This window comes from Kitasatospora sp. NPDC058048 (genome assembly GCF_042885555.1).
Lineage (GTDB): Bacteria > Actinomycetota > Actinomycetes > Streptomycetales > Streptomycetaceae > Kitasatospora > Kitasatospora lactacystinica.
In genome coordinates, this window is sequence record NZ_JBHVRT010000058.1 from 12,045 (window position 1) to 37,121 (window position 25,077).

21 protein-coding genes are annotated in these 25,077 nt (G+C 74.2%); 15 read left to right on the forward strand and 6 right to left on the reverse strand.

The window, feature by feature from the left end:
- The first annotated feature begins 174 nt into the window (after positions 1-174).
- The 5 genes from ACFVVA_RS38605 (at position 175) to ACFVVA_RS38625 (ending at position 6,670) form a co-directional block, all read left to right on the forward strand.
- Positions 175-978 (forward strand): IclR family transcriptional regulator, encoded by an 804-nt coding sequence (locus ACFVVA_RS38605; protein WP_387695375.1) that lies wholly within the window; start codon positions 175-177, stop codon positions 976-978.
- Positions 979-1,444: 466 nt separating this feature from the next.
- Complete coding sequence (locus ACFVVA_RS38610; protein WP_387695376.1) at positions 1,445-3,130, forward strand: ABC transporter substrate-binding protein; 1,686 nt, start codon at positions 1,445-1,447, stop codon at positions 3,128-3,130.
- Positions 3,127-4,086, forward strand: coding sequence for an ABC transporter permease (locus ACFVVA_RS38615; protein ID WP_387695377.1), 960 nt, complete (start codon positions 3,127-3,129; stop codon positions 4,084-4,086). Before ACFVVA_RS38610 ends, ACFVVA_RS38615 begins: the two co-directional genes overlap by 4 nt.
- Positions 4,083-4,994 carry an ABC transporter permease gene (locus ACFVVA_RS38620; RefSeq protein ID WP_387695378.1) on the forward strand — a complete coding sequence of 304 codons (912 nt, stop codon included), beginning with the start codon at positions 4,083-4,085 and terminating at the stop codon, positions 4,992-4,994. Before ACFVVA_RS38615 ends, ACFVVA_RS38620 begins: the two co-directional genes overlap by 4 nt.
- Positions 4,991-6,670, forward strand: a complete 1,680-nt coding sequence (locus tag ACFVVA_RS38625; RefSeq protein WP_387695379.1) for a dipeptide ABC transporter ATP-binding protein — start codon at positions 4,991-4,993, stop codon at positions 6,668-6,670. The genes ACFVVA_RS38620 and ACFVVA_RS38625 overlap by 4 nt, the downstream gene beginning before the upstream one ends.
- Positions 6,671-6,827: 157 nt before the next feature.
- Here the strand turns inward: ACFVVA_RS38625 and ACFVVA_RS38630 are convergent, their stop codons facing one another.
- Positions 6,828-7,871, reverse strand: coding sequence for an SGNH/GDSL hydrolase family protein (locus ACFVVA_RS38630; protein ID WP_387695380.1), 1,044 nt, complete (start codon positions 7,869-7,871; stop codon positions 6,828-6,830).
- Complete coding sequence (locus tag ACFVVA_RS38635) at positions 7,868-9,340, reverse strand: MFS transporter (RefSeq protein WP_387695381.1); 1,473 nt, start codon at positions 9,338-9,340, stop codon at positions 7,868-7,870. The genes ACFVVA_RS38630 and ACFVVA_RS38635 overlap by 4 nt, the downstream gene beginning before the upstream one ends.
- 206 nt (positions 9,341-9,546) lie before the next feature.
- Here ACFVVA_RS38635 and ACFVVA_RS38640 point away from each other — a divergent pair, with 206 nt between their 5' ends.
- From ACFVVA_RS38640 to asnB, 5 genes are all read left to right on the forward strand, one after another.
- Entirely contained in the window at positions 9,547-10,746 is a 1,200-nt protein-coding gene (locus ACFVVA_RS38640) for an acyltransferase family protein (RefSeq protein WP_387695382.1), read from the forward strand.
- An 83-nt stretch (positions 10,747-10,829) separates the two neighbouring features.
- The gene (locus ACFVVA_RS38645) at positions 10,830-12,032 is read left to right on the forward strand and encodes a cytochrome P450 (RefSeq protein WP_359908108.1); all 1,203 of its coding nucleotides are present in this window, start codon (positions 10,830-10,832) and stop codon (positions 12,030-12,032) included.
- A 203-nt stretch (positions 12,033-12,235) separates the two neighbouring features.
- Positions 12,236-13,855 carry an aromatic amino acid lyase gene (locus ACFVVA_RS38650; RefSeq protein WP_387695383.1) on the forward strand — a complete coding sequence of 540 codons (1,620 nt, stop codon included), beginning with the start codon at positions 12,236-12,238 and terminating at the stop codon, positions 13,853-13,855.
- A 97-nt stretch (positions 13,856-13,952) separates the two neighbouring features.
- Complete coding sequence (locus tag ACFVVA_RS38655; RefSeq protein WP_387695384.1) at positions 13,953-15,404, forward strand: phenylacetate--CoA ligase family protein; 1,452 nt, start codon at positions 13,953-13,955, stop codon at positions 15,402-15,404.
- Positions 15,401-17,218, forward strand: a complete 1,818-nt coding sequence (asnB, locus tag ACFVVA_RS38660; RefSeq protein ID WP_387695385.1) for an asparagine synthase (glutamine-hydrolyzing) — start codon at positions 15,401-15,403, stop codon at positions 17,216-17,218. The genes ACFVVA_RS38655 and asnB overlap by 4 nt, the downstream gene beginning before the upstream one ends.
- 210 nt (positions 17,219-17,428) lie before the next feature.
- On the opposite strand, the gene ACFVVA_RS38665 is transcribed toward asnB, so the two are convergent.
- Positions 17,429-18,268: a class I SAM-dependent methyltransferase gene (locus ACFVVA_RS38665; RefSeq protein ID WP_387695386.1), complete on the reverse strand. Its 840-nt coding sequence runs from the start codon at positions 18,266-18,268 to the stop codon at positions 17,429-17,431.
- An 88-nt stretch (positions 18,269-18,356) separates the two neighbouring features.
- A complete protein-coding gene (locus tag ACFVVA_RS38670; RefSeq protein WP_387695387.1) occupies positions 18,357-19,169 on the reverse strand; it encodes a cyclase family protein in 813 nt (270 codons plus the stop codon).
- Positions 19,170-19,255: 86 nt separating this feature from the next.
- Between ACFVVA_RS38670 and ACFVVA_RS38675 the strand changes: the two genes are divergently transcribed.
- Positions 19,256-19,762, forward strand: coding sequence for a MarR family winged helix-turn-helix transcriptional regulator (locus ACFVVA_RS38675; RefSeq protein ID WP_387695388.1), 507 nt, complete (start codon positions 19,256-19,258; stop codon positions 19,760-19,762).
- Positions 19,763-19,788: 26 nt separating this feature from the next.
- Here the strand turns inward: ACFVVA_RS38675 and ACFVVA_RS38680 are convergent, their stop codons facing one another.
- Positions 19,789-21,024 carry a serine hydrolase domain-containing protein gene (locus ACFVVA_RS38680; RefSeq protein ID WP_387695389.1) on the reverse strand — a complete coding sequence of 412 codons (1,236 nt, stop codon included), beginning with the start codon at positions 21,022-21,024 and terminating at the stop codon, positions 19,789-19,791.
- A gap of 213 nt (positions 21,025-21,237) precedes the next feature.
- Between ACFVVA_RS38680 and ACFVVA_RS38685 the strand changes: the two genes are divergently transcribed.
- Both ACFVVA_RS38685 and ACFVVA_RS38690 read left to right on the forward strand, forming a co-directional pair.
- Positions 21,238-21,891 carry a nitroreductase family protein gene (locus ACFVVA_RS38685; RefSeq protein WP_387695390.1) on the forward strand — a complete coding sequence of 218 codons (654 nt, stop codon included), beginning with the start codon at positions 21,238-21,240 and terminating at the stop codon, positions 21,889-21,891.
- 315 nt (positions 21,892-22,206) lie between these two features.
- The gene (locus ACFVVA_RS38690) at positions 22,207-22,929 is read left to right on the forward strand and encodes a response regulator transcription factor (RefSeq protein WP_359908131.1); all 723 of its coding nucleotides are present in this window, start codon (positions 22,207-22,209) and stop codon (positions 22,927-22,929) included.
- 13 nt (positions 22,930-22,942) lie between these two features.
- Here ACFVVA_RS38690 and ACFVVA_RS38695 read toward each other — a convergent pair whose 3' ends face one another.
- Complete coding sequence (locus ACFVVA_RS38695; protein WP_387695391.1) at positions 22,943-23,923, reverse strand: LLM class F420-dependent oxidoreductase; 981 nt, start codon at positions 23,921-23,923, stop codon at positions 22,943-22,945.
- Between the two features lie 150 nt (positions 23,924-24,073).
- On the opposite strand from ACFVVA_RS38695, the gene ACFVVA_RS38700 reads away from it, so the two are divergent.
- Entirely contained in the window at positions 24,074-24,397 is a 324-nt protein-coding gene (locus ACFVVA_RS38700; protein ID WP_380348070.1) for an ArsR/SmtB family transcription factor, read from the forward strand.
- A 154-nt stretch (positions 24,398-24,551) separates the two neighbouring features.
- Positions 24,552-24,989: a hypothetical protein gene (locus ACFVVA_RS38705; RefSeq protein WP_387695392.1), complete on the forward strand. Its 438-nt coding sequence runs from the start codon at positions 24,552-24,554 to the stop codon at positions 24,987-24,989.
- The last annotated feature ends 88 nt before the right edge of the window (positions 24,990-25,077 follow it).

A 25,077-nucleotide genomic window follows, 5' to 3' on the forward strand; every position in this document is an offset into this window, starting at 1 on the left:
AATTGTCAGACACGCCCTAGGACGCCCGGCCCGGTTGCACCGGCCCGGTTGCGCCGGGCGGCCTCGCGCAGGGCCGCGGTACGCGGAACCCGCGCCGCGGAATCCGCGTGCCCGGCGCGGGTGTTGGGGCGGGTGACGGGATGTGGGCGGCGGTGGCGGTGAAGGGTGGGGCGGGTGGCGGGGAATTCGGGGGAGGCCGGGGGACGCTCGGTGGCCGGGCGGGTGTTCTCGGTGCTGGAGGCGTTCGACGGGGAGCGGGAGTCGCTGCGGCTGGCCGAGATCGCGCGGCAGACCGGGCTGCCGGCGCCGACGGCGCTGCGGATGGTGCGTGAGCTGGTCGCCTGGGGCGCGCTGGAGCGGCAGCGGGACGGCGGGTACCGGCTGGGGCGGCGGCTGTGGGCGCTGGGGGCGCTGGCGCCGTGCCTGCGCCGCATCCGGGAGCTGGCGCAGCCGGCCCTGCGGGAGCTGCACGAGCGGACCGGGCAGACCGCGCTGGTGGCGGCGCTGGACGGCCGTTCGGCGCTGCTGCTGGACCGGCTGCCGGGTGCGGCGGCGCAGTCCTCGCCGTTCCAGGTGCGGGTGGGCGGGCGGATGGACCTGCACGCCACGGCGGTGGGCCGGGTGCTGCTGGCGCACGCGCCGGAGGCGCTGGTGCGGGAGGTGGCGGCGGGTCTGTCGGCGGCGGGCGCGCGGCACACCCGGTACACGGTGGTGGCGCCGGGCCGGCTGGGCCGGGAGCTGGCGGCGGTGCGGCGCGGGGGCGTGGGGTACGCGCGCCGGGAGATGCAGCCGGCGTACGGGGCGGTGGCGGTGCCGGTGTTCCATCCGGACGGTTCGCTGCTGGCCGCTCTGGGGCTGGTGGTGGCCTCGCCGGTGGATCCGGCCCGGTACGAGGGGCGGTTGCGCGAGGCGGGGCGGCTGATGGCGGCCGAGGTCGCGCGTTCGGTGGCCGCGGAGGGGGCGCACCCCGCCGGGTGACACGCCCCCGGAGGGGTCTTCCCCCGGGTGACGCGCCCCGCCGGACGGCGTCTTCCACTGGGTGGAACGCCGCGGTGGCCAGGAACCGCCGGTAGCGGGCACCCTGGTGCGCGAAACGGGCGAACGCGCAGGCATCGGAGGCCGCAGTGCACAGCAGCGGTGGCAGGACACCGGTCGCGCGGGGCCTCGCCCCGTCGGCGGGTGGTCCGGGCAGCCGTGGCCGATGTCGCGCCCTCGACCGCGCCCGTGGCACCGGTGTGCCCGGCGCCCCCTGCCGCTCCTCGGCCTGCCGCACCTCGGCCTGACGCCCGGGCGAGGCCCGGCAGCGGATCCGACGCGGGATCCGATGTGGGATCCGACGCAGGATCCGCCCCTCCTCTCTCTCCTCTCCCCTTCCCCCGCCGTGCGCGCCCGCGCCCGGCGGCGGTCCCGTACGCCCTCCACCGGCACCACCAAGGAGTCACCCATGCCCAGCAGACCCGTGCCCGCCGCCCGGCGCGTCCGCCGTCCGTTCGCCGTCCCCTCGTCCGTGCCCGCCGCCGGCCTGGCGGCCGTCCTGCTCGCCGGCTGCTCCTCGGCGGGCCCGGCCGGGCCGGGGGCGGGCGCCGAGGGGGCCCCGGTGCGCGGCGGCACCCTGAAGTACGCGGTGGCGGTCGGCACGTCCTGCCTGGACCCGCACGTCAGCCCCGGCGACGTGACGGCGGTGATCCAGCGCAACGTCTTCGACTCGCTGGTGTACCTGGACGACAAGGGCGCCTTCCACCCCTGGCTGGCGAAGTCCTGGCAGATCTCGCCGGACGCCCGGACGTACACCTTCCAGCTGCGCGAGGGCGTCACCTTCCACGACGGCACGGTCTTCGACGCGGCCGCGGTGAAGGCCAACCTGGACCACGTCAAGGACCCGAGGACCAAGTCGCTGTACGCGGCCAGCCTGCTCGGCCCGTACACCGGGACGGAGGTGGTGGACCCGCACACCGTCCGGGTGTCCTTCGCCGAGCCGTACGTGCCGTTCCTGCAGGCGGTCGCCACCCCCTACCTGGGCATCGCCTCGCCGAAGTCGCTGGCGGAGAAGGCGGACCAGCTGTGCGCGGGCGGCGAGAACTCGGTGGGCACCGGGCCGTTCAAGGAGACCGAGTACGTCAAGAACGACCACGTCGAGTTCAAGCGCAACGACGCCTACGCCTGGGCCCCGGAGGGCGCCGCGAACCAGGGCGCGCCGTACCTGGACGGGCTGACGATCCGCTTCCTGCCCGAGGACTCGGTCCGCAGCGGCGCGCTGACCAGCCGCCAGGTGGACGCGGCCACGCTGCCGGTCACCGCGGTGCGCACGGTGCGGGCGGCCACCGGCATCGAGGTGAACCGCACGCAGAACCCCGGCGTGGTCTACTCGCTGTTCCTGAACACCACCCGGGGGCCGCTGCAGGACGAGCGGGTGCGCCGGGCCGTCCAGCGGTCGGTGGACGTGGACGCGCTGGTCAAGAGCATCTACTTCGGCGAGTACGAGCGCGCCTGGAGCCCGCTGAGCCCGACCACCCCGGCGGCGTACGAGGCCGGGCTGAAGGACGCGCTGCCGCACGACCCGGCGGCGGCGGGCCGGCTGCTGGACGAGGCCGGCTGGAGCGCCAGGGACGCGGACGGCTACCGGGTGAAGGACGGCAAGCGGCTGACCCTGCACTGGCCGTACATCGCCTCGCTGGTGCGCGACCAGCGCGACACCCTGGCGGCGGGCATCCAGGCGGACCTGAAGAAGGCCGGGGTCGAGCTGGTCCGCGACTCGATCGACAACGGCACCTACTTCAAGATCTACGCGAGCGGCGACTACGACCTGTGGGACAACTCCTGGGTGCGGGCCGACCCGGCGATCCTGGCGGGCTTCTACCTCTCCTCCAGCACCCCGGCGGCCGGCGGCCAGAACGTGTCGCTCAGCAAGGACCCGGAGCTCGACGGCTGGCTGACGGCGGGCGCGGCGACCACCGATCCGGCCGCCCGCAAGGCCGACTACACCAAGGCCGAGCGGTGGGCGGTGGAGCACGGCACGGTGCTGCCGCTGTACGTGACCACCAATCTGATCGGGCACACCCAGCTCGTCCGGGGCCTGGCGTTCGACGCGAACGCGTGGCCGCAGTTCGCCGGCGTCTGGAAGAGCAAGTGACACGGGTCGCGCGCGCGGTGCTGCACCGGCTGGGCGGTGCGGTCCTGGTGCTCTGGGGCGCGGCCACCCTGGGGTTCCTGGCGCTGCACCTGGTGCCCGGCGACCCGGTGTCGACCCTGCTCGGCGGCTCGGTGACCACCGGTTCGGCGGCCGTCCGGGCCGAGATCACCCGGGAGTTCGGGCTGGACCGCCCGCTGTTCGAGCAGTACCTGACCTTCCTGGGCCGGCTGCTGGGCGGCGACCTCGGCCGCTCCTACCAGCAGCAGCAGCCGGTGAGCCGGATCATCGGCGAGCAGCTCGGCCCGACCGCGGGGCTCGCACTGACGGCGTTCGGGCTGATCCTGGTGTTCGCCCTGGTGTCCGCGGTGACCACGGCCGGGCGGCGGCGGGCGGTGCGCGGCGCGGCCTCCGGGGCGGAGCTGCTGGCGATCTCCACCCCGCCGTTCTGGCTGGGGGTCCTGCTGCTCACGCTGTTCTCCTTCCACCTGCGGCTGTTCCCGGTCGCCGGGGCGGAGGGCTGGCAGTCGCTGGTGCTGCCGGCGGTGACCCTGGCGGTGCCGTTCGGCTCACTGCTCTCGCAGGTGCTGCGGGAGGGGCTGGAGTCGGCGCTGCACGAGCCGTTCGCACTGACCGCCCGTTCGCGCGGGATCGGCCCGCTGGCGCTGCGCGGCCGGCACGCGCTGCGGCACGCGCTGGTGCCGGCGATCACGCTGGGCGGCTGGCTGGTGGGCGGGCTGCTGGGCGGGACGGTCCTGGTGGAGACGGTGTTCGCCCGGCCGGGTCTGGGCCGGGTGGCGCTGGACGCGGTCACCGGGCACGACCTGCCGGTGGTGATCGGGCTGATCCTGCTGTCCGCCGCGGTCTACCTGGTGGTGAACACCGCGGTGGACGCGCTCTACCTGCTGATCGACCCCCGGCTGCGCGGCGCCGGCCGGGTGCGGGAGGTGGCGGCATGACCGGCCCCCTCGCCCCCGCCCCCGCTCCCGTCCCCGACGCCGACGCCGCGCCGGCCGCCGGGCCCGCCGCCCGGGCGGTCCGCTCGGGCGGCGGGCGGGCGGCCCGGGTGCGGCCCGGGGTGCTGCTCGCCGCGCTGGTCCTGGCGGCGGCGGTGGTGGCCTGCGCCTGGCCCGCCCTGCTCGCGCACGCCGACCCGACGGCGGCCGACCCGGTCGCCGCGCTCACCCCGCCGGGGGCCGAACACTGGCTGGGCACCGACCAGTTGGGCCGGGACGTGTACGCCCGGGTGGTGCACGGCGCCCGGTACTCGCTGCTGATCGGGCTCGGCGCGACGGCGCTGTCGGTCCTGGCGGGTCTGCTGGTCGGCCTGCCGGCCGCGCTGTCCGGCCGGATCGGCGACCAGGTGGCGATGCGCGCGGTGGACGTCCTCCTGGCGCTGCCCGAACTGCTGCTCGCGCTGCTGGTGATCGCGGTGGTGGGTCCGGGCACCGGCAACGCGCTGCTGGCCATCGCGATCGCGGCCACTCCCGGGTTCGCCCGGCTGGTGCGCGGGCAGGCGATGGTGGTGCGCGGCTCGGAGTACGTGCGTGCCGCGACGGCCCTGGGGGTGCCCCGGGCGGCCGTGGTGCTGCGGCACGTGCTGCCGAACACCCTGGGGCCGCTGACGGTGCCCGCCACGCTGGCCGTCGGCACCGCCGTGGTCTCGGGTTCGGCGCTCAGCTTCCTCGGGCTCGGGCCCAAGGCGCCCGCCCCGGAGTGGGGGGCGATGCTCTCCCAGGGGCGCGACTTCCTGTCCACCGCCTGGTGGATCGCGGTGTTCCCGGGGGCCGCCATCACCGCCGTGGTGGTCGCGATCACCGTGCTCGGCCGTCAGTTGCACCGCCGCCTGGAAGGACGGACGCCATGAGCCCGATCGTCGAACTGGAGGGCCTGAGCGTCGAGTTCGGCCACGGCAGGCAGCGGACCGCGGCGGTGGCCGGGGTGTCGCTGTCGCTGTCGGCGGGCGAGTGCCTGGCGCTGGTCGGGGAGTCCGGCTCGGGCAAGAGCGTCACGGCCCGGACGCTGGTCGGACTGACCGCGCCCGGTGCCGCCGTCCGGGCCGAGCGCTTCCTGGTCGAGGGCCGGGACGCCGCCGCCTTCGGCGAGCGGGAGTGGCGCCGGGTGCGCGGGCGCACCGTCGCGCTGGTGCTCCAGGACGCGCTGTCCGCGCTGGACCCGCTGCGCCGGGTGGGCACCGAGGTGGGCGAGCCCCTGCTCGCCCACCGGGTGCTGCCGAAGGCCGAGGTGCCGCGCCGGGTCGAGGAGCTGCTGCGCGACGTCGGGGTTCCGGAGCCGGCCGAACGGGCCCGGCAGTACCCCCACCAGCTCTCCGGCGGGCTGCGCCAGCGGGCGCTGATCGCCTCCGCGCTGGCGGCGGGGCCGCGGGTGCTGGTCGCGGACGAGCCGACCACCGCGCTGGACGTCACGGTGCAGGCCCAAGTGCTCGATCTGCTCGGCGAGTTGAAGACCGAGGGGACGGCCCTGCTGCTGATCAGCCACGACCTGGCGGTGGTGGCCCGGCTGGCGGACCGGATCGCGGTGATGAAGGACGGCCGGATCGTGGAGAGCGGGCCGGCCGACCGGGTGCTGGGTGCGCCCGAGCACCCGTACACCCGGATGCTGCTGGCGGCCGCGCCCGATCCGGACCGACCGGGGCCGGCCCCGGCGGCCGGCGAGCAGGAACAGGGGCAAGGGCAAGGGCAGGCGCAGAAGCAAAAGCAGGACCAGGACCAGGACCAGGACCAGGGGCGGGGGCAGGACCGACTCCTCACCGCCAGGGGCCTGGTGAAGCGCTACCGCACCCCGGACGGCGGCCTGCGGGACGCGGTCGCCGACGTGTCGTTCGCGCTCGCGCCCGGCGAGACCCTGGGCATCGTCGGCGAGTCCGGCTCCGGCAAGAGCACCACCGCCCAGCTGGTGATGGGCATGCTGACCCCGGACGCCGGGGAGGTGCTGCTGGACGGCCGCCCGTGGAGCGCGCTGCCCGAGCGCGAGCGCCGTCCGGCCCGGGCCGCCGTGCAACTGGTCCACCAGGACCCGCTGGCCTCCTTCGATCCGCGCTTCACCGTCCGGCGGATCCTGGCCGAGGCACTGGCGGTCGCCGGGGTGGCCCGCGGAGCGGCCCGGCGGGAGCGGGCGGTCGGGCTGCTGACCCAGGTGGGCCTCGGCGAGCAGCACCTGGAACGGCGGCCGCGCTCGCTGTCCGGCGGGCAGCGCCAGCGGGTGGCGATCGCCCGGGCGCTGGCCACCGGGCCGCGGCTGCTGGTCTGCGACGAGCCGGTGTCGGCACTGGACGTCTCGGTGCAGGCGCAGGTGCTGGAGCTGCTGGCCCGGCTGCGGGCCGAGCTGGGCCTGGCGATGCTGTTCATCTCGCACGACCTCGCGGTGGTGCGCCAGGTGAGCGACCGGGTGCTGGTGATGAAGGACGGCCGGGCGGTCGAGTACGGCCCGGCCGAGCGGGTGTTCCGCTCCCCCGAGCACCCGTACACCCGGCAGCTGCTGGCGGCGGTGCCCCGGCTGCCCGCACGGACCGCGGCGGTCTGACGGGCCCCGGCACACGGCGGTGCCCCGGCGGGAACGTCCCGTCGGGGCACCGTCGTTCGGAGCCGGGCGCCGACCCGGCAGGGTGCGGCCGTCGACCCGGCAGGATGCGGCCGCCGGCCCGGCAGGATCCGGGCGCCGGGCGGGCAGGAGCCGGCCGTCAGCCCGGCAGGAGCCGCCGGAGGATCGGCGCGGCCCGGTCGGCGAGGTCGTGCTCGCCGTCCGGGGTCGGGTGCAGCCCGTCCGCGTAGACCCGGTCGGCCTCGGCGACGGGCAGCACCTCGCGGCCGTCGACCAGGTGCAGCCGCCGGTCGCCGAGCCGCTGGAGCACCCGGACCGCCTCACCGGTCAGCTCCCGGATTCCCTCCAGGGTGAGCCCGGCGGCGTTGACCGCCTTCTCCCGCTCCACCGAGGGCAGCGCGGCGATCACCGCGATCGGGGTGTCGGGGTGGCCGTCGCGGACGGTCTCGACGAAGCCGCACACCGCCGAGCCCCAGCTGCGCGCGGTGAACACGCTGCGGATGTAGGCGTTGGTGCCGATCTCCAGGGTGATCAGCTCGGCCGGGGTGTCCCGCAGGACGCGGGCGACCAGCGGGTCCAGGTACGCCTCCCCGGCGAAGCCGAGGTTGCGCAGCCGCCAGCCGTGCCGGACGGCCACCAGGGAGACCCAGCTCTCGGACGGGCCGTGCGGGAACATCGCGTGGGTGAGCGAGCTGCCGTACGCGATCCAGCGCGGGCCGGTGCGTTCGAACGGCTCCAGCACCCGGTGGCCGTGCAGCGAGAGCCGGCCGATCCAGGTGCGGCTGAGGTGCGGCAGCCAGATCTCCACCTCGGCCGGGCCGTTCGCGCCGGCGGGCAGCGGCAGGGTGAGCCGGTGGCGGCCGGGCACCGGGTGCCACCGGTGGGCGACGACGCCGTCCACCACCACGTCCAGCGGCGCGCTGCCGGGTTCGGCGTCCAGTTCCAGGACCAGTTCGACGGCGTCGGTGCGCAGGCCGAAGCGGGCACCGGCCGGGAGTCGGGCGAGGCGGGCGAAGTCGGCGGAGAGGGTGGTCGCCACCCGGTCCAGCGGCAGGCGCAGCGGGATCCAGCGGTCCTCGTGCCGGGCCAGGCCGCTGATGCCGTCCCAGGAGAGCCGGGGGTCGTCCGGGGTGAGGTGTTCGACGGCGGTGGCGGCGGTGGCGGCGGGCCGGGTGGCGGTCACGCCCGGCCCTCCTGGAGGTCGGCGGCCAGCGCCTGCGCCTCGGCGGGCGCGGCCTCGGCGGGCGGCGTCTGCGCGGCGTCCCCGCCCTTCGGCGCGCCCAGCCCGAGAGCGGCGGCGACCAGCCCGACGGCCGAGAAGAGCGCGGCGACCAGGAAGGCCCAGTGGTACGCGGAGAGCGAGGGCGAGGCGCCGCCGACGCCGGTGAGCACCGCCGCGCCGACGGCGACGCCGATGCCGCCGCCGAGTTGGAGGGCGGCGGTGACCAGCGCGGTGGCCAGCCCCTGGTCCTCGTTCTTCACGCCGCCGACCGCGGCGATGTTGAAGGCGAGGAAGCTGGTGCCGTTGCCGAGCCCGTGCACGATCAGCGCGGGCAGCAGGACGCTCAGGTAGTTGCTGTCGGTGCCGGTGCGCAGGAACAGCAGGATGCCGCCGCCCTGGAGGAGCAGGCCGAGGACGGCCGCCGGGCGCAGCCCGGAGCGGTTGATCAGCTTGGGCGCGAGGTTGACGGCGAGCAGGATCGCGGCGGCCATCGGGACGATCGCCAGGCCCGCCTGGAGGGCGCTGTAGCCGAGCACCTGCTGGAGGTAGAGCAGGGCGATGAACTGCCAGCCGATGGTGGCGCAGGCCCAGACCAGGCCGATGGTGTTGGCGGTGGACAGGGTGCGCGAGCGGAAGATCCGCAGCGGCAGCAGCGGGTCGGTGCGGCGCTGCTGGATGACCACGAAGACGACCAGCAGGACGACGGCGGCGATCAGCGAGCCGAGGGTGGCGGCGGAGCCCCAGCCGGCTTCGGGGGCGCGGACGAGTCCGAGGACGAGCAGCAGGACGCCTGCGGTGGCGGTGAGCGCGCCGGCCGCGTCGAAGCCGGGCCGTTCGCCGGTGCGCGCCTGGTCGGGGGCGACGGCGTAGTTGGTGACGGCGAGGACGAGCGAGGCGACGACGAAGGGGACGAAGAAGATGAGCCGCCAGTGCACTTCGGTCAGGACGCCGGAGAACACCAGGCCGGCCGCGTAGCCGCTGGCGCCGGTGAGGGAGAAGATGCCCATCGCGCGGGTGCGCTCGGGGCCCTCCTTGAACGTGGTGGTGATGATCGACATCGCCGCGGGGGCGATGAAGGCGGCGGCGACGCCCTTGATGACGCGGCTGACGACCAGCAGGGTGCCGTCGGAGACGAGCCCGCCGGCGAGGCTGACCAGGGCGAACACGGCGGTGGCCCAGAAGAACAGCCGGCGCCGACCGAAGAGGTCGGCGGCTCGGCCGCCGAGCAGCAGGAAGCCGCCGTAGGCGACGGCGTAGCCGGAGATGATCCACTGCAGCGTCTCCGGCCCGAGGCCGAGGTCCTGCTTGATCTCCGGCAGGGCGACACCCATCAGGGAGACGTCCATCGAGTCGAGGAAGAGCTGGGCGCAGAGCACCAGGAGTGCCAACCCCTTGTGCGCGCCGAGGGTGCGGGGCGCCGTGTCCGGCATCGGCCCTCTCCCAATCCATCTGGCAGACAATCGTCTGCATCTCAATCAAGTGGGCTGAACGTAGCAGTCAAATCATCTAGCGTCAAACAATCTCTGCGCCACGCGACCTCCAACACCCCTTGCATCTCCGCGAGTTGACTTCCTATTGTTTGATAATTGCCGAACCTTAGAAATATCGGCCCTACCCACGGGGGAGTTGCCCACCCATGCCCGAATCCGTCAGACGTCCCCGCCTGCCCTCGCTCACCGGCGTCAGATTCCTGATCGTGGTCCCGGTCTTCGCCTTCCACGCGGACATGGAGAAACCGTTCGGCGACGCGGGGGTCGCCGACGCCTACGCCTGGCTCGTCGCCAACGGCGCCTGGACCGCGATCAGCTGCTTCTTCGTCCTCAGCGGCTTCGTGATCACCTGGGGCTCGCGTCCCGACCACAGTGCCCGCGGCTTCTGGCGCCGCCGGGCCGCCAAGATCTACCCGCTGCACGTGCTCACCTGGGCCGCCGCGCTGGTGCTGCTCGCCGTGGCCGGCCACGCCGCGACCGCCCGCCAGGCCGTTCCCAACCTGTTCCTGGTGCACACCTGGAACCCGGACCGCGAGGTCTTCTCCAGCCTCAACGACGTCAGCTGGTCGATCTCCTGCGAGATCTTCTTCTACGCCGCCTTCCCGCTGCTGGTGCACTGGATCCGGAAGATCCGCCCCGAGCGGCTCTGGGCCTGGACCGCCGGGGTGATCGCCGCGGTCCTGCTCGTCCCGGCCGCCTCCGCCCTGCTGCCGGACCGTCCCCCGCTGCCCTTCGGCTCCGGCTCGGTGTGGCAGTTCTGGTTCGTCTACGTGTTCCCGCCGGTGCGGCTGCTGGAGTTCGTGCTGGGCATCCTGCTCGCCCGGATCGTCCTCACCGGCCGCCGGCTGCCGATCGGCGCCCTGCCCGCCGCCCTGCTCCTGATCCCGGCCCAACTCCTGGCCAAGCAGCTGCCGTTCCTGTGGGGACTGACCACCCCCGCGATCGTCCCGATCGCCCTGCTGCTGCCCGCGCTCGCCGCCCGGGACGTGGCCGGCCGGCGCACCTTCCTCACCTCCCGGCCGCTGGTCACCCTCGGCAGCTGGACCTTCGCCTTCTACCTGGTCCACCGGCTGATCCTGGACCACGGCCACCGCGCCCTCGGCGCCGGACGGACCTTCACCACCCCGGTCGCCGCCGCGCTGCTGCTCGGCGCGTTCGCCGCCGCCTGGCTGCTCGCCGGACTCCTGCACCGGTACGTCGAGCTCCCGGCCGTACGGCTGCTCGCCGCACCCCGCCGGCGCCCCACCGACGCCACGCCCCCGAGCCCCCCGGCCGGTCCCCCGGCCGGCCCGGCGCCCGCCCCCGACCCGGACACCGGCCGCCTGACCGAAGCCCCGACCACCTGATCCCGCACCCGCACCCGTACCACCCCGACCGGAACCACGACCGCCCGACCACGACCCCAGCGATCCCACCGAGAGGCAGACCGATGACCGACCAGGACCTCACCGCCTACCCCCTTCCGCTCTCCCCCTACGGCGAGCCGCCCGCCGAGTTCGCCGAACTGCGCGCCAAGTGCCCGGTCAGCCGGGTCCGGCTGCCCAGCGGCGACCAGGCCTGGCTGGTCACCGGCTACGACGAGGTCGTCTCCGCGCTCTCCGACCAGCGGCTGTCCCGGGCCGCGCTGCGCGAGCCGGGCGCCGTGCGCACCGTCTCCGGCGAGGACTTCTCCGACAACCCGTACAACCTGCTCAACCAGGAGGGCCCCGACCACGCCCGGCTGCGCCGGCTGATCTCCCCCGCCTTCACCCCGCGCAAGGCCGAGCGCTGGCGCTCCCGGGTGGTCGAGATCGCCGACGAGCTCATCGACCGCCTGGTCGAAGGTCCCCGGCCGGCCGACCTGCACCACGACTTCGCCGCCGTGCTGCCGGTCTGGGTGATCTGCGAGATGGTCGGCGCCCCGGTCGAGGACCGCCCGCTGCTCCAGCAGTGGACCGACCGGCTGGTCTCCATCACCGCCCACACCCCCGAGGAGCGGCTCGCCGCCCGCCAGGAGTCCGCCGCGTACGTCGCCGGGCTGGTCGCCGAACGCCGCGCGAACCCGGGCGAGGACCTGCTCTCCACCCTCATCTCGGCCCGCGACGACGAGGACCGCCTCGACGAGCGCGAACTGGTCTGGCTCGGCATCAACCTGCTGGTCGCCGGCCACGACACCACCGTCAGCGCGGTCTCCCGGGCGCTGTACCAGCTGCTGCGCCACCCCGACCAGTGGCGGCTGCTCACCGAACGCCCCGACCTGCTGGACAACGCGACCGAGGAACTGCTGCGCTACGCCCCGCCGTCCGAGATCGGCTTCATGCGGGTCGCCACCGAGGACCTGGAGCTGGCCGGCACCCCGGTCGCCAAGGGCGAGGGCGTCATCCCGGTGATGCACGCGGCCGGCCGCGACATCCGCCGGGTGGACGACCCCGAGCGGCTCGACCTCACCCGCGCCGACCCCAAGCACGTCGCCTTCGGCCACGGCGCCCACTACTGCCCCGGCGCGGGCGTCGCCCGGATGGAGCTCCAGGTCGCCTTCGGCACCCTGGCCCGCCGGCTGCCCTCGCTGCGGCTCGCGGTGCCCGCCGAGGAGGTCGAGTGGCTCGGCGGCCTGCTGACACTGCGTCCGAAGGCGCTGCCCGTCGAGTGGTGACGGGGCTCTGCGGACGCCCCGGCGACCCGGTCCGACGGCCCGTCCGTTGGGCCGGGTCGCCGCCCGCCGCCCGGCCATTGGGACGGGATCCGGTCCGTACCGACGCCCGAAGACGGAACACCTGTCCGATCCCGAGACTTGGGGCCAGCCGGTACCCCGCCCCCTCCGACCGGACCGCCCGCTCCGCCCAGGAACGAGGACCCATGCCCACCACGCCTCCCCTGGCCCTGACCGGCCACGACCTGACCCTCGCCGACATCGTCTCCGTCGCCCGGGCCCGCCCCGGCACCGCCGGACCGGTCCTCGCCCCCGCCGCCACCGGGAGGATGGCCGCCTCCGTCGCCCTCAAGGAGGACTGGCTGGCGCGCGGCATCCCGCTGTACGGCATCACCACCGGCTTCGGCGACTCCGTCGGGCGGCAGATCTCCGCCGACCGCGCCGCCGTGCTCCAGCGGAACCTGATCACCTACCACCTCAACGGCACCGGCCCGACCGCCGCGCCCGAGGTCGCCCGCGCCGTCCAGCTGATCCGCGCCAACTGCCTGGGGCGCGGCCCCTCCGCGATCCGGCCCGTCGTGGTCGACACCCTGCTGCGCCACCTGGCCGCCGACATCCTGCCGCTCATCCCCGAACGGGGCTCGCTCGGCGCCAGCGGCGACCTGGTCCCGCTCTGCTACCTGGCGCACGCCCTGCTCGGCGAGGGCGAGGTGCTGCACCGCGGCCGGATCCGCCCGGCCGCCGAGGCGCTCGCCGAGGAGGGCATCGAACCGGTGGTGCTCGCCGCCAAGGAGGGCCTGGCGCTGATCAACGGCACCTCCTTCACCTCCGCCTTCGCCGTCCTCGCCGCCCACGACGCAGCCGAACTCGCCGCCGCCGCCGACATCGCCACCGCCCTCGCCGTGGAGGCGCTGCACGGCAACGCCTCGCACTTCCACCCGTTCCTGCACCGCCAGAAGCCGCACCCCGGCCAGCTCGCCTCCGCCGCCGCGATCCGCGCCCTGCTCGACGGCTCCGAACTCGCCACCGACTACCGGGGCATCCTCGACCGCCAGGAACGCCTGGGCGACCGCGGATTCCTCACCCACGAGCACCGCATCCAGGACCCGTACTCGCTGCGCTGCGCCCCGCACGTCACCGGCGTGCTGCGGGACACCCTGGACTGGGTGCGGCCCTGGCTGGAGACCGAGGTCAACTCCTCCACCGACAACCCGCTGTTCGACACCGAGGAGGGCCTGCTGCACCACGGCGGCAACTTCTACGCCGGCCACGTCGGCCAGGCCATGGACGGCCTCAAGACCGCCGTCGCCAACACCGCCGACCTGCTCGACCGCCAGCTCGCCCTGCTGGTCGACCCCAAGTTCAGCCGCGGCCTGCCGCCCAACCTGATCGCCCCCGCCGCCGACACCGACGCCCACGCCGGGCTCCACCACGGCTTCAAGGGCATGCAGATCGCCGCCTCCGCGATCACCGCCGAGGCGCTCAAGACCGCCGCACCCGCCTCGCTGTTCTCCCGCTCCACCGAGGCGCACAACCAGGACAAGGTGAGCATGGGCACGATCGCCGCCCGCGACGCCCGTACGGTCGTCGAGCTCGCCCGCGAGGTCACCGCGATCCACCTGCTCGCCGTCGCCCAGGCGGTCGAGCTGCGCGGCCTGCGCAAGGCCTCGCCCACCCTCCAGAAGGTGCACGGACTGATCCGCGAGCAGGCCCCGTTCACCGACCGCGACCGGCGGATGGACGGCGACATCGCCGCCGTGGCGGGCCTGGTCCGGGACGGTTCGCTGCGCCGCGCCGCCGGGCTCCCGGAGCCCTTCGCCGCCTGAACCCCCGCCCTTCGCCGCCCGAACCCCCGCCGTTCGCCGTTCCCCCGCACCGGCACGTCCCCGACCGTGACTCCCACAGCTCGAGGAGCTATCGAAGATGCTGCTACTGCGCGACCCCGCCCAACGCCAGGACGCCGCCGAGCGCCTGGACTCCCACACCGCCCTGATCCACCGCACCTGGCAGGGCCAGGACCCGGCCGAACGCTACGGCGCCGAGCTGGCCACCACGCTGGCCGCCGCCGTGCGCTCCCCGATGTACGCCGGCACCCTCGCCGGGGAGCTCGCCGAGCGGCTGCGCTCGGACACCCCGCTGACCCCGGCCGAGGCCCTGGACGCCTTCGCCGCGCTGCCCTTCCTCGGCAAGAAGGAACTCGGCGGCCACGGCGCCGGCGCGTTCACCCGCCCGCTGTCGGAGTTCCTGCACTACTACGAGTCCTCCGGCACCACCGGCGACCCGGCCCCCGCCCCCAAGGCGGTGGACGACCTGCTGGTCAACACCCTCAACATCGGCGAGATGTGGGGCCGGCTGCTGCGGCCCGCCGACGTCGCCCTGATCCTCATCAACGCCCCCTTCGCGCCCGCCGCCTACCAGTTCGAGAAGGTGCTGGAGTACCTCGGGGTGATGTCCTTCCGCCCCTGGGTGGACAACATCACCGGCGACTACACCCGGGTGCTGCGCCTGATCTCCGAACTGAACGCCAACGTCTACGTCGGGCCGCCGTCCCGGCTGCTGGAGCTGGCCCAGTTCTCCCAACGGAACGGCCTGCCGCTGCCCCGCTTCGACCGGCTGCTGCTGATGGCCGAACAGACCGGCCCCAGCTTCGTGCGCCACCTCGAACGCCTCACCGGCGGCACCGCCTACGTCGGCTCGTACGGCTCCTCGGAGACCGGCACCCTCGCCGTCACCTGCGAACACCGCCGGCTGCACCTGCAGTTGCAGAGCTACCTGCTGGAGATCGACGACGGCGACCGCACCACCGTGCTCGGCCCGGACACCGACCCGGTGCAGGGCGAGCTGATCGTCACCACCCTGGACATCCCCTCCCGCCCGCTGCTGCGCTACCGCACCGGCGACCTGGTCCGGATCGAGACCGATCCCTGCGAGTGCGGCATCCGGCTGCCCGTCCTGCGCACCCTCGGCCGGGCCCAGGACGTCCTGCTGCTCGCCGAGAACAACATCCGCCAGGACGACCTGGAGGAGGCGCTGTGGGCCGAGGCCCTGCCCGGCGCCTCGGTGTTCAACTACATGCTGGTGCTGCGCGGGAAGTCCCTCGTCTGCCTGGTCACCACCGACGGCACCCCGGACGGCTCCTGGTCGAAGGTGCTGGAGCAGCGCCTCGCCCCGCTGTTCGAGGAGTACACGGTGACCGTCCACCCGGTGGAGAAGCTGCCCCCGCTGGCCTCGCTCGGCCAGTACCTGGGCTGGAAGCTCTCCCGGGTCCTGGACCTCAACGAGGAGGCCAACTGGGGCCGGCTGCCCGCGCCGCTCACCTCACTGGTGCGCGAGTCGCTGGCCCAGGTCGCCCAGGCCACGGGGGTGGAGGCATGAGCGGCCTCGCCGGGCTGGTGTCGCGCAGCGGGGATGTGCGCGAACAGGCCCGACTCGTCCAGGAGTTCACCGACACCCTGACCCACCGCGGCCCGCGCCGCGGCGGCACCTGGCTGGCCCGGCACGCGGGCCTCGGCCACCGCCAGTTCCACACCGGGCCCCGCAACGACGTGCCCCAGCCCTGGTTCCCGCCCGAGCTGGACCCGGCCCCGGCCGTCATCGCCTTCTCCGGCGAACTGCTCAACCCCGGCCCGCTGCACACCGCGCTGACCGCCCGCGGCCACCGCATCCGCAACGGCTCGGACGCCGAACTCGTCCTGCGCGCCTACCTGGAGTGGGGCGCCGACGCCGCCGACCGGCTGGTCGGCGGCTACGCGGCGGCGATCTGGGACGCCCGCACCGAGGAGCTGGTGCTGATCCGCGACCGGCTCGGCGTCGAGCCGCTCTACTGGGCCGAACTCCCGGACGGTTCGCTGGCGTTCGGCTCCGAACCGAAGGCCCTGCTGGCCGCCGGGCTGCCCGCCGAGGTGGACGCGAACGGTCTGGTGGACGTCCTCACCGTCGCGCTCAAGCGCCCCGGCGACGCCGTCTACCGCGGCCTGCACGAGGTCCGTCCCGGGTGGCTGCTGGTCGCCGGTCCGAACGGCGTGCGCCACCGGCGCTACTGGGCCCCGGAGGCCGCCGAGCACACCGACGACGAGGCGACCACCGTCCGGCGGGTGCGCGCCCTGCTCGCCGACACGGTGCGCCGGCAGTCCGCCGACACCGGGGTCAAGCCCGGCGCCCTGCTCTCCGGCGGCCTGGACTCCAGCGCCATCGTCGGCCTGGCCGCGGCCGGCGGCGACAAGATCGCCACCTACTCGGTCGACTTCGCGGGCAGCGAGACCGACTTCAAGGCGGACGCCCTGCACGTCAGCCGGGACGCCCCGTACGTCCGGGCGGTGGTCGACCACGTAGGCACCAGGCACACCGAGATCCTGCTGGACGCCCCCTCGCTGCTCGACCACCTGGGCGCCACCCTGCGCGCCCGCGACCTGCCCGGCGTCGGCGACCTCGACGTCTCGCTGCACCTGCTCTTCCGCGAGGTGCGCGGCCACGCCGAGGTGGTGCTCTCCGGTGAGGGCGCGGACGACGTCTTCGGCGGCTTCCCCTGGTTCACCGCCGAGGCCGACCGCCCGACCGCCAACTTCCCGTGGTCGGCCGGGATCACCGACCGCAGCGGGATGCTCTCCGCCGAGCTGCGCCGACACCTGGACGTGGACGCGGAGGTGGCCGCCCGCTACGGCGAGGCGCTCGCCGAGGTCCCGCGGCTGGCGGGCGAGTCGGGCGCGGACCGCCGGCTGCGCGAGGCCTTCCACCTCCAGCTCACCCGTTTCCTGCCCTTCCTGCTGGACCGCAAGGACCGGATGAGCTTCGCGGCGGGCCTGCTGGTCCGGCTGCCGTTCACCGACCACCGGCTGGTCGAGTACGTGTGGAACACCCCGTGGGCGCTCAAGCGGCTCGGCGGCCAGGAGAAGGGCCTGCTGCGCGAGGCGGTCGCCGATCTGCTGCCCGCCGAGGTGGTGCGGCGGCAGAAGAGCGGTTTCCCGTTCGGGCAGAGTCCGGAGTACCTGGAGGCGGTCCGCGAGGCCGTCCGCGCCCTGCTCGCCGACCGCGACTCGCCCGCCCTTCCGCTGCTGAACGCCGACGCGCTGCGCGCCCAGGTGGACGGCGGCGGCTGGCACACCGGCACCTTCACCCCGCCGCCCTGGCTGCCGCGCGCCCTGCTGCTGGACGCCTGGCTGCGGACGTACGGCGTCCGCGTGGTGCTCTGACCCTCCGACCGCACCGCACGCGCCGCCCGTACCCCCCGCTCCACCGGGGTACGGGCGGCGCCGCGTTCGCCCCGGACACGACCCCCGGGCGCGACCCTGCCACGCCCCGGACACAACCCCCGGGCACGACCCCGGACACGCCCCGGGCGGAACGCCGACGGGCCGGCCGCCCCCGCAGGGGTGACCGGCCCGTCGGCGTGCGCGGGTGCGTCAGGCCCGCTTCCCCCAGGCAGTGAAGACCGCGAGGGAGAGGTCCCGGAACTGCGGGTCGGCGAGCTCCCGGTACGCCGCCTCGAAGTCCTCCTCGGTGGCGAGCCCGGCGGCCACCACGGCCGGCCGGGTCTGCTCCAGGGTGAGCCGCCACCACTCGGCCTCGTCGTCCCCGCCGGCGATCAGCTGGAAGCGCGCGTCGTGGCCGAGGCCGCTCAGCCCCTTGCCCTCCAGCGGCACCGGCAGGCTGCGCGCCCATTCGGTGTCGGTGCCCACCGCGGTCTCCAGGTGGCGGCGGAAGGCCCGCAGCACGGTCCGGTAGCCGGGGTGCGGCGAGTCCTTGATCGGGAAGAAGGCCGGCTCCTCCAGCACCAGCGTCCCGCCCGGGGCCAGCCACTGGACCAGCCGCTCCACCGCCTTCTCCGGGTCGGGCAGGTGGATCACCACGTACCGGGCGTGGATGAAGTCGAAGGAGGCGGGCGGGAAGTCGTCGGTGTAGACGTCGTGGCGCAGCACCCGCACACCGTCGGCGGCGAGTTCGTCCAGGAAGGTGGTGTCGAGGTCGGTCACGGTGACCTCGGCGCCCTGCTCGGCCAGCCAGCGGGCGACCGAGCCGCCGCCTCCGCCGACCTCCAGCACCCGGTGCCCGGCCCGCAGGCCGAGCCCCCGGAAGCGGCTGCGGGTGTGCTCGTCCAGGACGGACTCCAGCAGTCGCAGCCGGTGCAGTTCGGTGTCCACGGCGTGGCTGAAGACCCCGTCGCGGTAGCGCTCCTCCTTCCACTCCCAGCGTTCGCCGGTGGCCCCGGCGAAGACGGACTCCGAGTCGGTCTGTACGGTCATGGGCTTCTCCTGTGATCGCGGTCGAGCGTGTGGACGGACGTGCGGACGGACGTGCGGACGGACGTGCGGACGGACGTGCGGACGGGGGTCAGACGAAGGCGAGGACGCGGACCGGGCCGCCGGTCCCGCCGAGGTGCTTGGGCGCGCCGACCACGGCGACCGCGCCGAGGTCGGGCACGGTGTCGAGCCCGGCGAGGCACTCGATGGCGTACTTGCCGGCCGGCAGCAGCACCCGGTGGGTGTCCGGGTCGGCCGGGCGGGTGCCGGGGTCGAGGCTGATCGAGTCGGTGCCGACGCCCACCACCGTGCGCTCGGTGACCAGGAAGTGCGCGGCCTCCACCGAGATCCCGGGGAAGCGGTAGAGCCCTTCCGCGGGGTCGAGGTTGAGGAAGGCGCCGGGGGTGTCGATCCGGTGCGCCCAGTCGTTGTCGACGGCGAGCAGCGCGCCGTCGGGGATGCGGCCGTTGCGGCTCTCCCACGCCAGCAGGTCGTCGACGGTCAGTTCGGTGACGTGGTCGCGGGCGGCACGCTCGCCGATCCGGACCACGGCCAGCGGTGCGACCAGGGTGTCGGCCGGGATCTGGTGGGTGGCCAGGCCGTCGTCGTCGAAGTGCGAGGGCGCGTCGAGGTGGGTGCCGATGTGCTCGTTGTAGGTGAGCTCGAAGGCGTTGTACTCGTGCTCGGCGAGGTTGGCGAGCCGCTTGATCTCCATCGGCTTGACGTACAGCTCGAACACCGGCCAGTCCGGGCCGACCACGTGGGTGAGGTCCCGGACGGCCCCGCGCGGCAGGCTGATCGGGGCTCTGGCCCGGAGCGGTGCCGAGACCTCGGCGGGCCCGGCGGCGACGGGCCCGGTGGCGGTGTGGCCGGTGGCGCCGGCCACCGTTTCCGGTGAGCACATGGGATTCCCCTTCCTTGAGAACGTCTACAGAAAAACAATCTCCTGAACGCGTTATGCTGATGGCCCCGCCCGCAGAAGGAGTTCCGATGGCCACCGCCCCGCGGACGCCCCGCCTCGCCTCGCCCAGCCGGACGGACGACGGGGGCGAGCGTCGGCAGTACTTCGCGACGCTCACCCGGGAGCGCCCGGACATCGCGCTCTGCCGGGCCACCACCGTGGTCGCCCGGGCCATCGACGAGGAGCTGACCGGCGCCCGGCTGACGGTGGCCCAGCACCTGGTGCTGAAGATGCTGGACGCGGTCGGGGCCTGCTCCCAGCAGGAGTTGAGCGAGCAGCTGCGGATCGACCGCAGCGTGATGGTCGGCTGCATCGACGGCCTGGAGAGCTCCGGACTCGTCGTCCGCGAGCGTCACCCGCGCGACCGCCGCGCCTACGCCGTCACCATGACCGAGGTCGGTTCGCGGGCCCTGGCCGAGGCGGAGGCGGGAATCGCCCCGATGATGGACCGGGTGTTCGCCGCGCTCACCGCGGAGGAGCGGGACACGCTGATCCGGCTGACCCGCAAGCTCCTCGACGTCCAGCCGGGCGGGTGAGCCCCGGAGCGGGGCGGGCGGACCCGTTATCCGATCAGCGCCTGGTTGACCAACTGCCGCAGGCGTCCGTGCAGTTGGTGCGCACTGGAGGGCATCAGCTGGGTCAGGAACAGCACCGTCAGCCGCTCCGCCGGGTCCACCCAGAAGATGGTGGACGCGGCGCTGTGCCAGCCGTACTCCCCGGCACTGGCCGGCACCCCGGCGGCGGCCGGGTCCTGCACCACCGCGAAGCCGAGCCCGAAGCCGACCCCGGCGGTGGGCATCTCGGAGAACACCGGCCGCCCGACGCTCTTCAGGTCCCCGCCGCCGGGCAGGTGGTTGCGCAGCGCGTGCCGCAGGGTGTGCCGGCCGAGCACCCGTACGCCCTGGTACTCGCCCTCACCGAGCAGCATCTGGCTGAACCGGTGGTAGTCGGCGAGCGTGGTGACCAGTCCGGAGCTGCCGGAGAGGCAGTGCGGCTCGCGCAGCACGTCACCGCCGAAGGCGTCGTTGCGGACGGCCTTCCCGCTCGCCGGGTCGACGACGTAGAAGCCGGCCAGCCGGTCGGCCTTGTCGGCGGGGACGTGGAAGCCGGTGTCCGCCATGCCGAGCGGGCCGAGCACCCGCTCGGCCAGGAACTCGTCCAGCCGCCTGCCGGAGGCGACCTCGATCACCCGCCCGAGCACGTCGCTGGAGGCGCCGTAGTTCCAGGCGGTGCCGGGCTCGAAGAGCAGCGGGAAGGAGGCCCACTTGGTGACGCACTGGGCGAGGTCGAGGCCGGGCGCAGTGGTCCACTCGAAGCCGTTGGCGGTGTAGATCTCGTCCACCGGGTGCGCCCGGTGGAAGCCGTAGGTCAGGCCGGAGGTATGGGTGAGCAGGTGCACGATCCGGATCGGCTCGGCGGCGGGAACGGTGACCGGCCGGGAGGCCGGCCCGCGCTGGTAGACCCGGACGTCGGCGAACTCCGGCAGGTAGCGGGAGACCGGGTCCTGGAGACCGATCGCGCCCTCCTCCAGCAGCACCAGCGCGGCCACCGAGGTGACCGGCTTGGTCATCGACCAGGACCGGTAGATGGTGTCCGGGGTCTGCGGCAGGCCCTTCTCGACGTCGCGGTGCCCGTATCCGGCGAGGTGGGCGACCTTCCCGCCGCGGGTCACGGCGAGCTGCCAGCCGGGCAGCCGGCCGTCGTCCACGTAGGCCCGGAGGTAGGAGTCGATCCGGCGCAGCCGCTCGGGGTCCAGCCCGACCTCGGCCGGTTCGACTTCGACTTTGATCTGCGACATGGCGTCCTCTCGCGGTCGAGCACTCTCGTCATGTTTCGAATGTTCGAAGATAGTGGAAGCATAGAAAGAATCAACTCGGCACACAAGAGCGGAACTTGAGATCCCGTCCGGTCCACCCACTGGACTTCGAATGTTGCGCAAGCTTCGAACCATTAATAGGATCCGGAAGGATCCGCACCCCCTTCCGACCCGACCGGAGCTGGAGCCCCGCCCATGCCGCCCCTCACGCTTTCCATCGACGAACTCCTCACCACCACCCGGGCGGTGCGCAAGCGGCTCGACCTCACCCGCCCGGTCGAACGCGAGCTGATCGAGGAGTGCCTGGCCCTGGCCACCCAGGCCCCCACCGGCCGCAACCGCCAGCGCTGGGACTTCATGATCGTCACCGATCCCGCCAAGCGCTCCGCGATCGCCGACCTCTACCGGCTCGGCCTGGTCCGCCCCCGCCAGCAGGTGGTCGGCACCGGCGTGGACCGCACCGTCGGCGACCAGCTGCGCCGGCTCCGGCTCGCCGAGAGCGCCCAGCACCTCTTCGACCACCTGCACGAGGTCCCGGTCCTGGTGATCCCCTGCGTCCGGATCGAGGGCCGGCACGAGGTCGACTCCTTCGTCGGCCAGGCCAACACCTGGGGCTCGATCATCCCGGCCACCTGGCAGTTCATGCTCGCCGCCCGCTCCCGCGGCCTCGGCACCGCCTGGACCACCCCGCACCTGCACTACGAGCGCGAGGCCGCCGAGATCCTCGGCATCCCCTACGAGACCGTCCTGCAGGCCGCGCTGATCCCGCTGGCCCACACCATCGGCACCGACTTCCGCCCCGGCCCCCGGGTCGGCACCGAGCAGATCGCCCACTGGGACGCCTGGTAGTCCCCCTGGTGGCACCGCGCCCACCGGGAAGTTCTTGACCATCGATCAGGCCGATCTTTAGGATGGCTTCCATGTTCCGGGAATGTCGAGTCAACGGCCTTGCTGCCGCAGCGACTTCCGACTGCGCGACGCACCGCTGCCGCTGTCGCCCCTGAACTCTCCTCCCGCGTCCGCGCACCGACCGCGCACCGAATCGACGCCGGAAAAGAAATCTCCTCTCATCATCACGATTCCGCCCCCGCGGTGGTGCCCCCACGCACCCCGCCGATTCCGGCTGCCCGGAGTCCCGGAATCTCGACGGCAAGGAGAACGAACATGAGCCTGTCCCTCTACCGCCCCGCCGACCCCGCCGATCCCACCGGCCCCACCGTCCGCGTACTCATCTGCGCCGCCTCACCACTGCTGCGCACCGGGCTGCGCACCATCCTGCAGCGCTCACCCGGGCTGCAGCCCCTGACCGAGCTGTCCACCACCGCCAGGATCGCCCAGGCCTGCGCCGCCAAACGCCCGGACGTGGTCGTCATCGACGCCGACATGCCCGGCATGGAGGCCTGCGAGGTCAAGAAACTCACCTCCGACCGGGGCACCACAGCCCAGGGCGCTGGGCAGCCCGGCGTCATCCTGCTGGTCCGCCCCGGCGACCCGGAGCGGATGCTCGACTACCTCAGAGCCGGCGCCCGCGGCCTGGTCCTGCGCGACGGGCCCGAGTCCGACATGGTGCACGCGGTCCGCGCGGTCGCCGCCGGGAACGCGCTGATCTCCCCGCCGATCACCGCCGAGGTGGTCACCGAGATGGCCCGCCGACTGCCCGGGCCTCCGCTGCACACCCCACCGCTGCTCCATCTGCTCACCCCGCGCGAACAGGAGGTGCTCACCCTGATCGCGGGCGGGCTGTCCAACGCCGAGATGGCCGCCGAGCTCCACCTCAGCGAGAAGACCGTCAAGTTCCACGTCTCCAACGTGCTCGGCAAGCTGCGCGTGCGCAGCCGGGCCCAGGCCATGGTCTACGCCCGGTCGGGACACCGGGCGGCCGGATAGGGGGCGCGCGGCGTCACGTCTGCGGGGCCAGGGCCCGCAGCGTGTCGCGCATCCCCTCAGGCCCGGGGCCGAACTCCGGCACCGGCAGCACCGCCAGCAGCGGCGTGTCTACCCCCGCCGCCGCGAACTGCGCGACCCGCTCCCGGCACTCCCCCGGGGAGCCGTGGATCAGCAGCGCGTCGATCAGGTGCTCGGGCACCGCCTCGCACGCGCCGTGGAAGTCGCCCGCCGCCCACGCGGCGTGCGAGGCGGCCAGCTCCTCGCCGCGCCCCAGCCAGTCGTGGAAGCCGCCGTACGTCCGGGCGTTGAGGATCGGCCCGAGCAACTGCCGCCCCTGCCACCGGGCGTGGTCGCGGTCCTTGGTCGGGCAGACGAACAGCCGGGCCACCACCTCCTTGGTGCGGCCCTCCTCGCCCATCGCCTCCCGTACCCGCGGTACGTCCGCGACCGCCAGGAAGTTGGTCACCAGCCCGTCCGCCTCCCGGCCGGCCAGCCGCAGCATCTGCGGGCCGAGCGCGCCCATCATCACCGGCGGCACCGGGTCGGGCCGCAGCGCCGGGGTGTACCCCTCGATGGTGAAGGAGTCGAACGCGCCCCGTACCGTCCGCCCGGCCAGCGCGTGCTTCAGGAACCGCACGGTGTCGCGGACCTGACGGTACGGATGCTCGAAAGGGATGCCGTTGATCCGGGTGACGAACGGCGGGCCGGAGGAGCCGACGCCCACCACCACCCGGCCGGGAGCGGCCTCGGCCAGCGAGGCGACCGTCATGGCGAGCAGCGCCGGTCCTCGGGTCTGCACCGGCACCACCCCCGTGCCCAGCCGCAGCGCGGGTGCCCAGGCCGCGGCGAGCGCCAGCGGGGTGAAGCCGTCGTAGCCCGCCGCCTCCCCGGTCCACACGTCGGTGTAGCCCAGGTCGGGCAGTTCCTCGACCAGTGCGCGGTGGCGGTGCAGCGGGACGCCGCGCAACGGGAGCGTCAGACCGTAGCGGCCCACGGGCACCTCCCGGCGGTTCGCTCGCGGCGTTCACTCATCGGGTGTCCTTCCGCGGGAACGGCGGTGCGGGCCGGCCCCATTGCCTAAGATTGGATAGTACGCCAAAGTTCGAACAATCCATCGCACGACCAGGACGACCAAGGAGCCGCCATGCGGACCCCGAGCCACCCGGCCACCGACTCCATCCAGCTCGCCGGCATCTTCCACGCCCTCAGCGACCCGGCCCGACTCTCCATCGTGACGGGCCTGTCCGAGGTCGACGAGCAATGTTGCAGCGACCTGGACGTCCCCCTGTCCAAGTCGACCCTCTCGCACCACCTCAAGGTGCTGCGCGAGGCCGGCGTCACCACCACCCGGGTCGAGGGCACCCGCCGGCTGATGTCACTGCGCCGGGACGACCTCGACCTGCGCTTCCCCGGCCTGCTGGACGCCGTTCTGGACGCCGCGACCCGTGAGCCCGCCGGCGCCCACTGATTCTCCCCGACACTCCCGGGGCGGCTCTTCGGCCGTACGACCGGTCTGTGCCCCGGCCTTTGGACCTGAATCGGCCCCGCCCGGCCCCACCGGGCGCGCCGGTGGACCAGGCTTGCCGCGTCCCTGCCGTCCGCAGCCCGCCCTGGAGGCCGCCGTGCCCGCCGACACCCGCGCCCACGAGAGCGCCGCCCACGCTCACGACGCCCCCGCTCACGAGGCCGCCGCCCGCGCCGCCCTCGACGCCTTCCTCGACGCCCTCAACAGCCGCGACCTGACGGCCTGGGCGCGGACCCTGCACTACCCGCACGTCCGGGTGCACGAGGGCGAGGTGACGGTCTGGGAGGACGAGGCCGGCTACGTCGAGCGGTCCGCCCCCGAGCTGGCCCTGCTGGTCGCCTCCGGCTGGTCCCGCAGCGGCTGGGAGAGCGTCGAGCTGAGCCAGTCCTCCCCCGACCAGGTGCACGCCCTGGTCCGCTTCGCCCGCTACGACGCGGCCGGGGAGCGCACCGGCTCCTTCGACTCGGTCTACGTGCTCACCCGGCGCTCCGAGCGCTGGGGCGTGCTGGCCCGGATCGGCTTCCCGGCCGCCTGACCGCGGCACCCCCGGCCGCGGGAACGCCCCGGACACGACGACGGGGCCGGCCCGGGAAGTCCCCGGCCGGCCCCGCCGCGACGCGCGC

What these genes read in the sequence shown, in the direction of transcription:
- ACFVVA_RS38680 (WP_387695389.1), bottom strand. Translation starts at nt 21,024, where the DNA reads ATGTCGCAGATCAAAGTCGAAGTCGAACCGGCCGAGGTCGGGCTGGAC.
- ACFVVA_RS38700 (WP_380348070.1), top strand. Translation starts at nt 24,074, where the DNA reads ATGCGGACCCCGAGCCACCCGGCCACCGACTCCATCCAGCTCGCCGGC.
- ACFVVA_RS38685 (WP_387695390.1), top strand. Translation starts at nt 21,238, where the DNA reads ATGCCGCCCCTCACGCTTTCCATCGACGAACTCCTCACCACCACCCGG.
- ACFVVA_RS38690 (WP_359908131.1), top strand. Translation starts at nt 22,207, where the DNA reads ATGAGCCTGTCCCTCTACCGCCCCGCCGACCCCGCCGATCCCACCGGC.
- ACFVVA_RS38645 (WP_359908108.1), top strand. Translation starts at nt 10,830, where the DNA reads ATGACCGACCAGGACCTCACCGCCTACCCCCTTCCGCTCTCCCCCTAC.
- ACFVVA_RS38650 (WP_387695383.1), top strand. Translation starts at nt 12,236, where the DNA reads ATGCCCACCACGCCTCCCCTGGCCCTGACCGGCCACGACCTGACCCTC.
- ACFVVA_RS38640 (WP_387695382.1), top strand. Translation starts at nt 9,547, where the DNA reads ATGCCCGAATCCGTCAGACGTCCCCGCCTGCCCTCGCTCACCGGCGTC.
- ACFVVA_RS38670 (WP_387695387.1), bottom strand. Translation starts at nt 19,169, where the DNA reads ATGTGCTCACCGGAAACGGTGGCCGGCGCCACCGGCCACACCGCCACC.
- ACFVVA_RS38675 (WP_387695388.1), top strand. Translation starts at nt 19,256, where the DNA reads ATGGCCACCGCCCCGCGGACGCCCCGCCTCGCCTCGCCCAGCCGGACG.
- ACFVVA_RS38610 (WP_387695376.1), top strand. Translation starts at nt 1,445, where the DNA reads ATGCCCAGCAGACCCGTGCCCGCCGCCCGGCGCGTCCGCCGTCCGTTC.
- asnB (WP_387695385.1), top strand. Translation starts at nt 15,401, where the DNA reads ATGAGCGGCCTCGCCGGGCTGGTGTCGCGCAGCGGGGATGTGCGCGAA.
- ACFVVA_RS38620 (WP_387695378.1), top strand. Translation starts at nt 4,083, where the DNA reads ATGACCGGCCCCCTCGCCCCCGCCCCCGCTCCCGTCCCCGACGCCGAC.
- ACFVVA_RS38625 (WP_387695379.1), top strand. Translation starts at nt 4,991, where the DNA reads ATGAGCCCGATCGTCGAACTGGAGGGCCTGAGCGTCGAGTTCGGCCAC.
- ACFVVA_RS38665 (WP_387695386.1), bottom strand. Translation starts at nt 18,268, where the DNA reads ATGACCGTACAGACCGACTCGGAGTCCGTCTTCGCCGGGGCCACCGGC.
- ACFVVA_RS38635 (WP_387695381.1), bottom strand. Translation starts at nt 9,340, where the DNA reads ATGCCGGACACGGCGCCCCGCACCCTCGGCGCGCACAAGGGGTTGGCA.
- ACFVVA_RS38655 (WP_387695384.1), top strand. Translation starts at nt 13,953, where the DNA reads ATGCTGCTACTGCGCGACCCCGCCCAACGCCAGGACGCCGCCGAGCGC.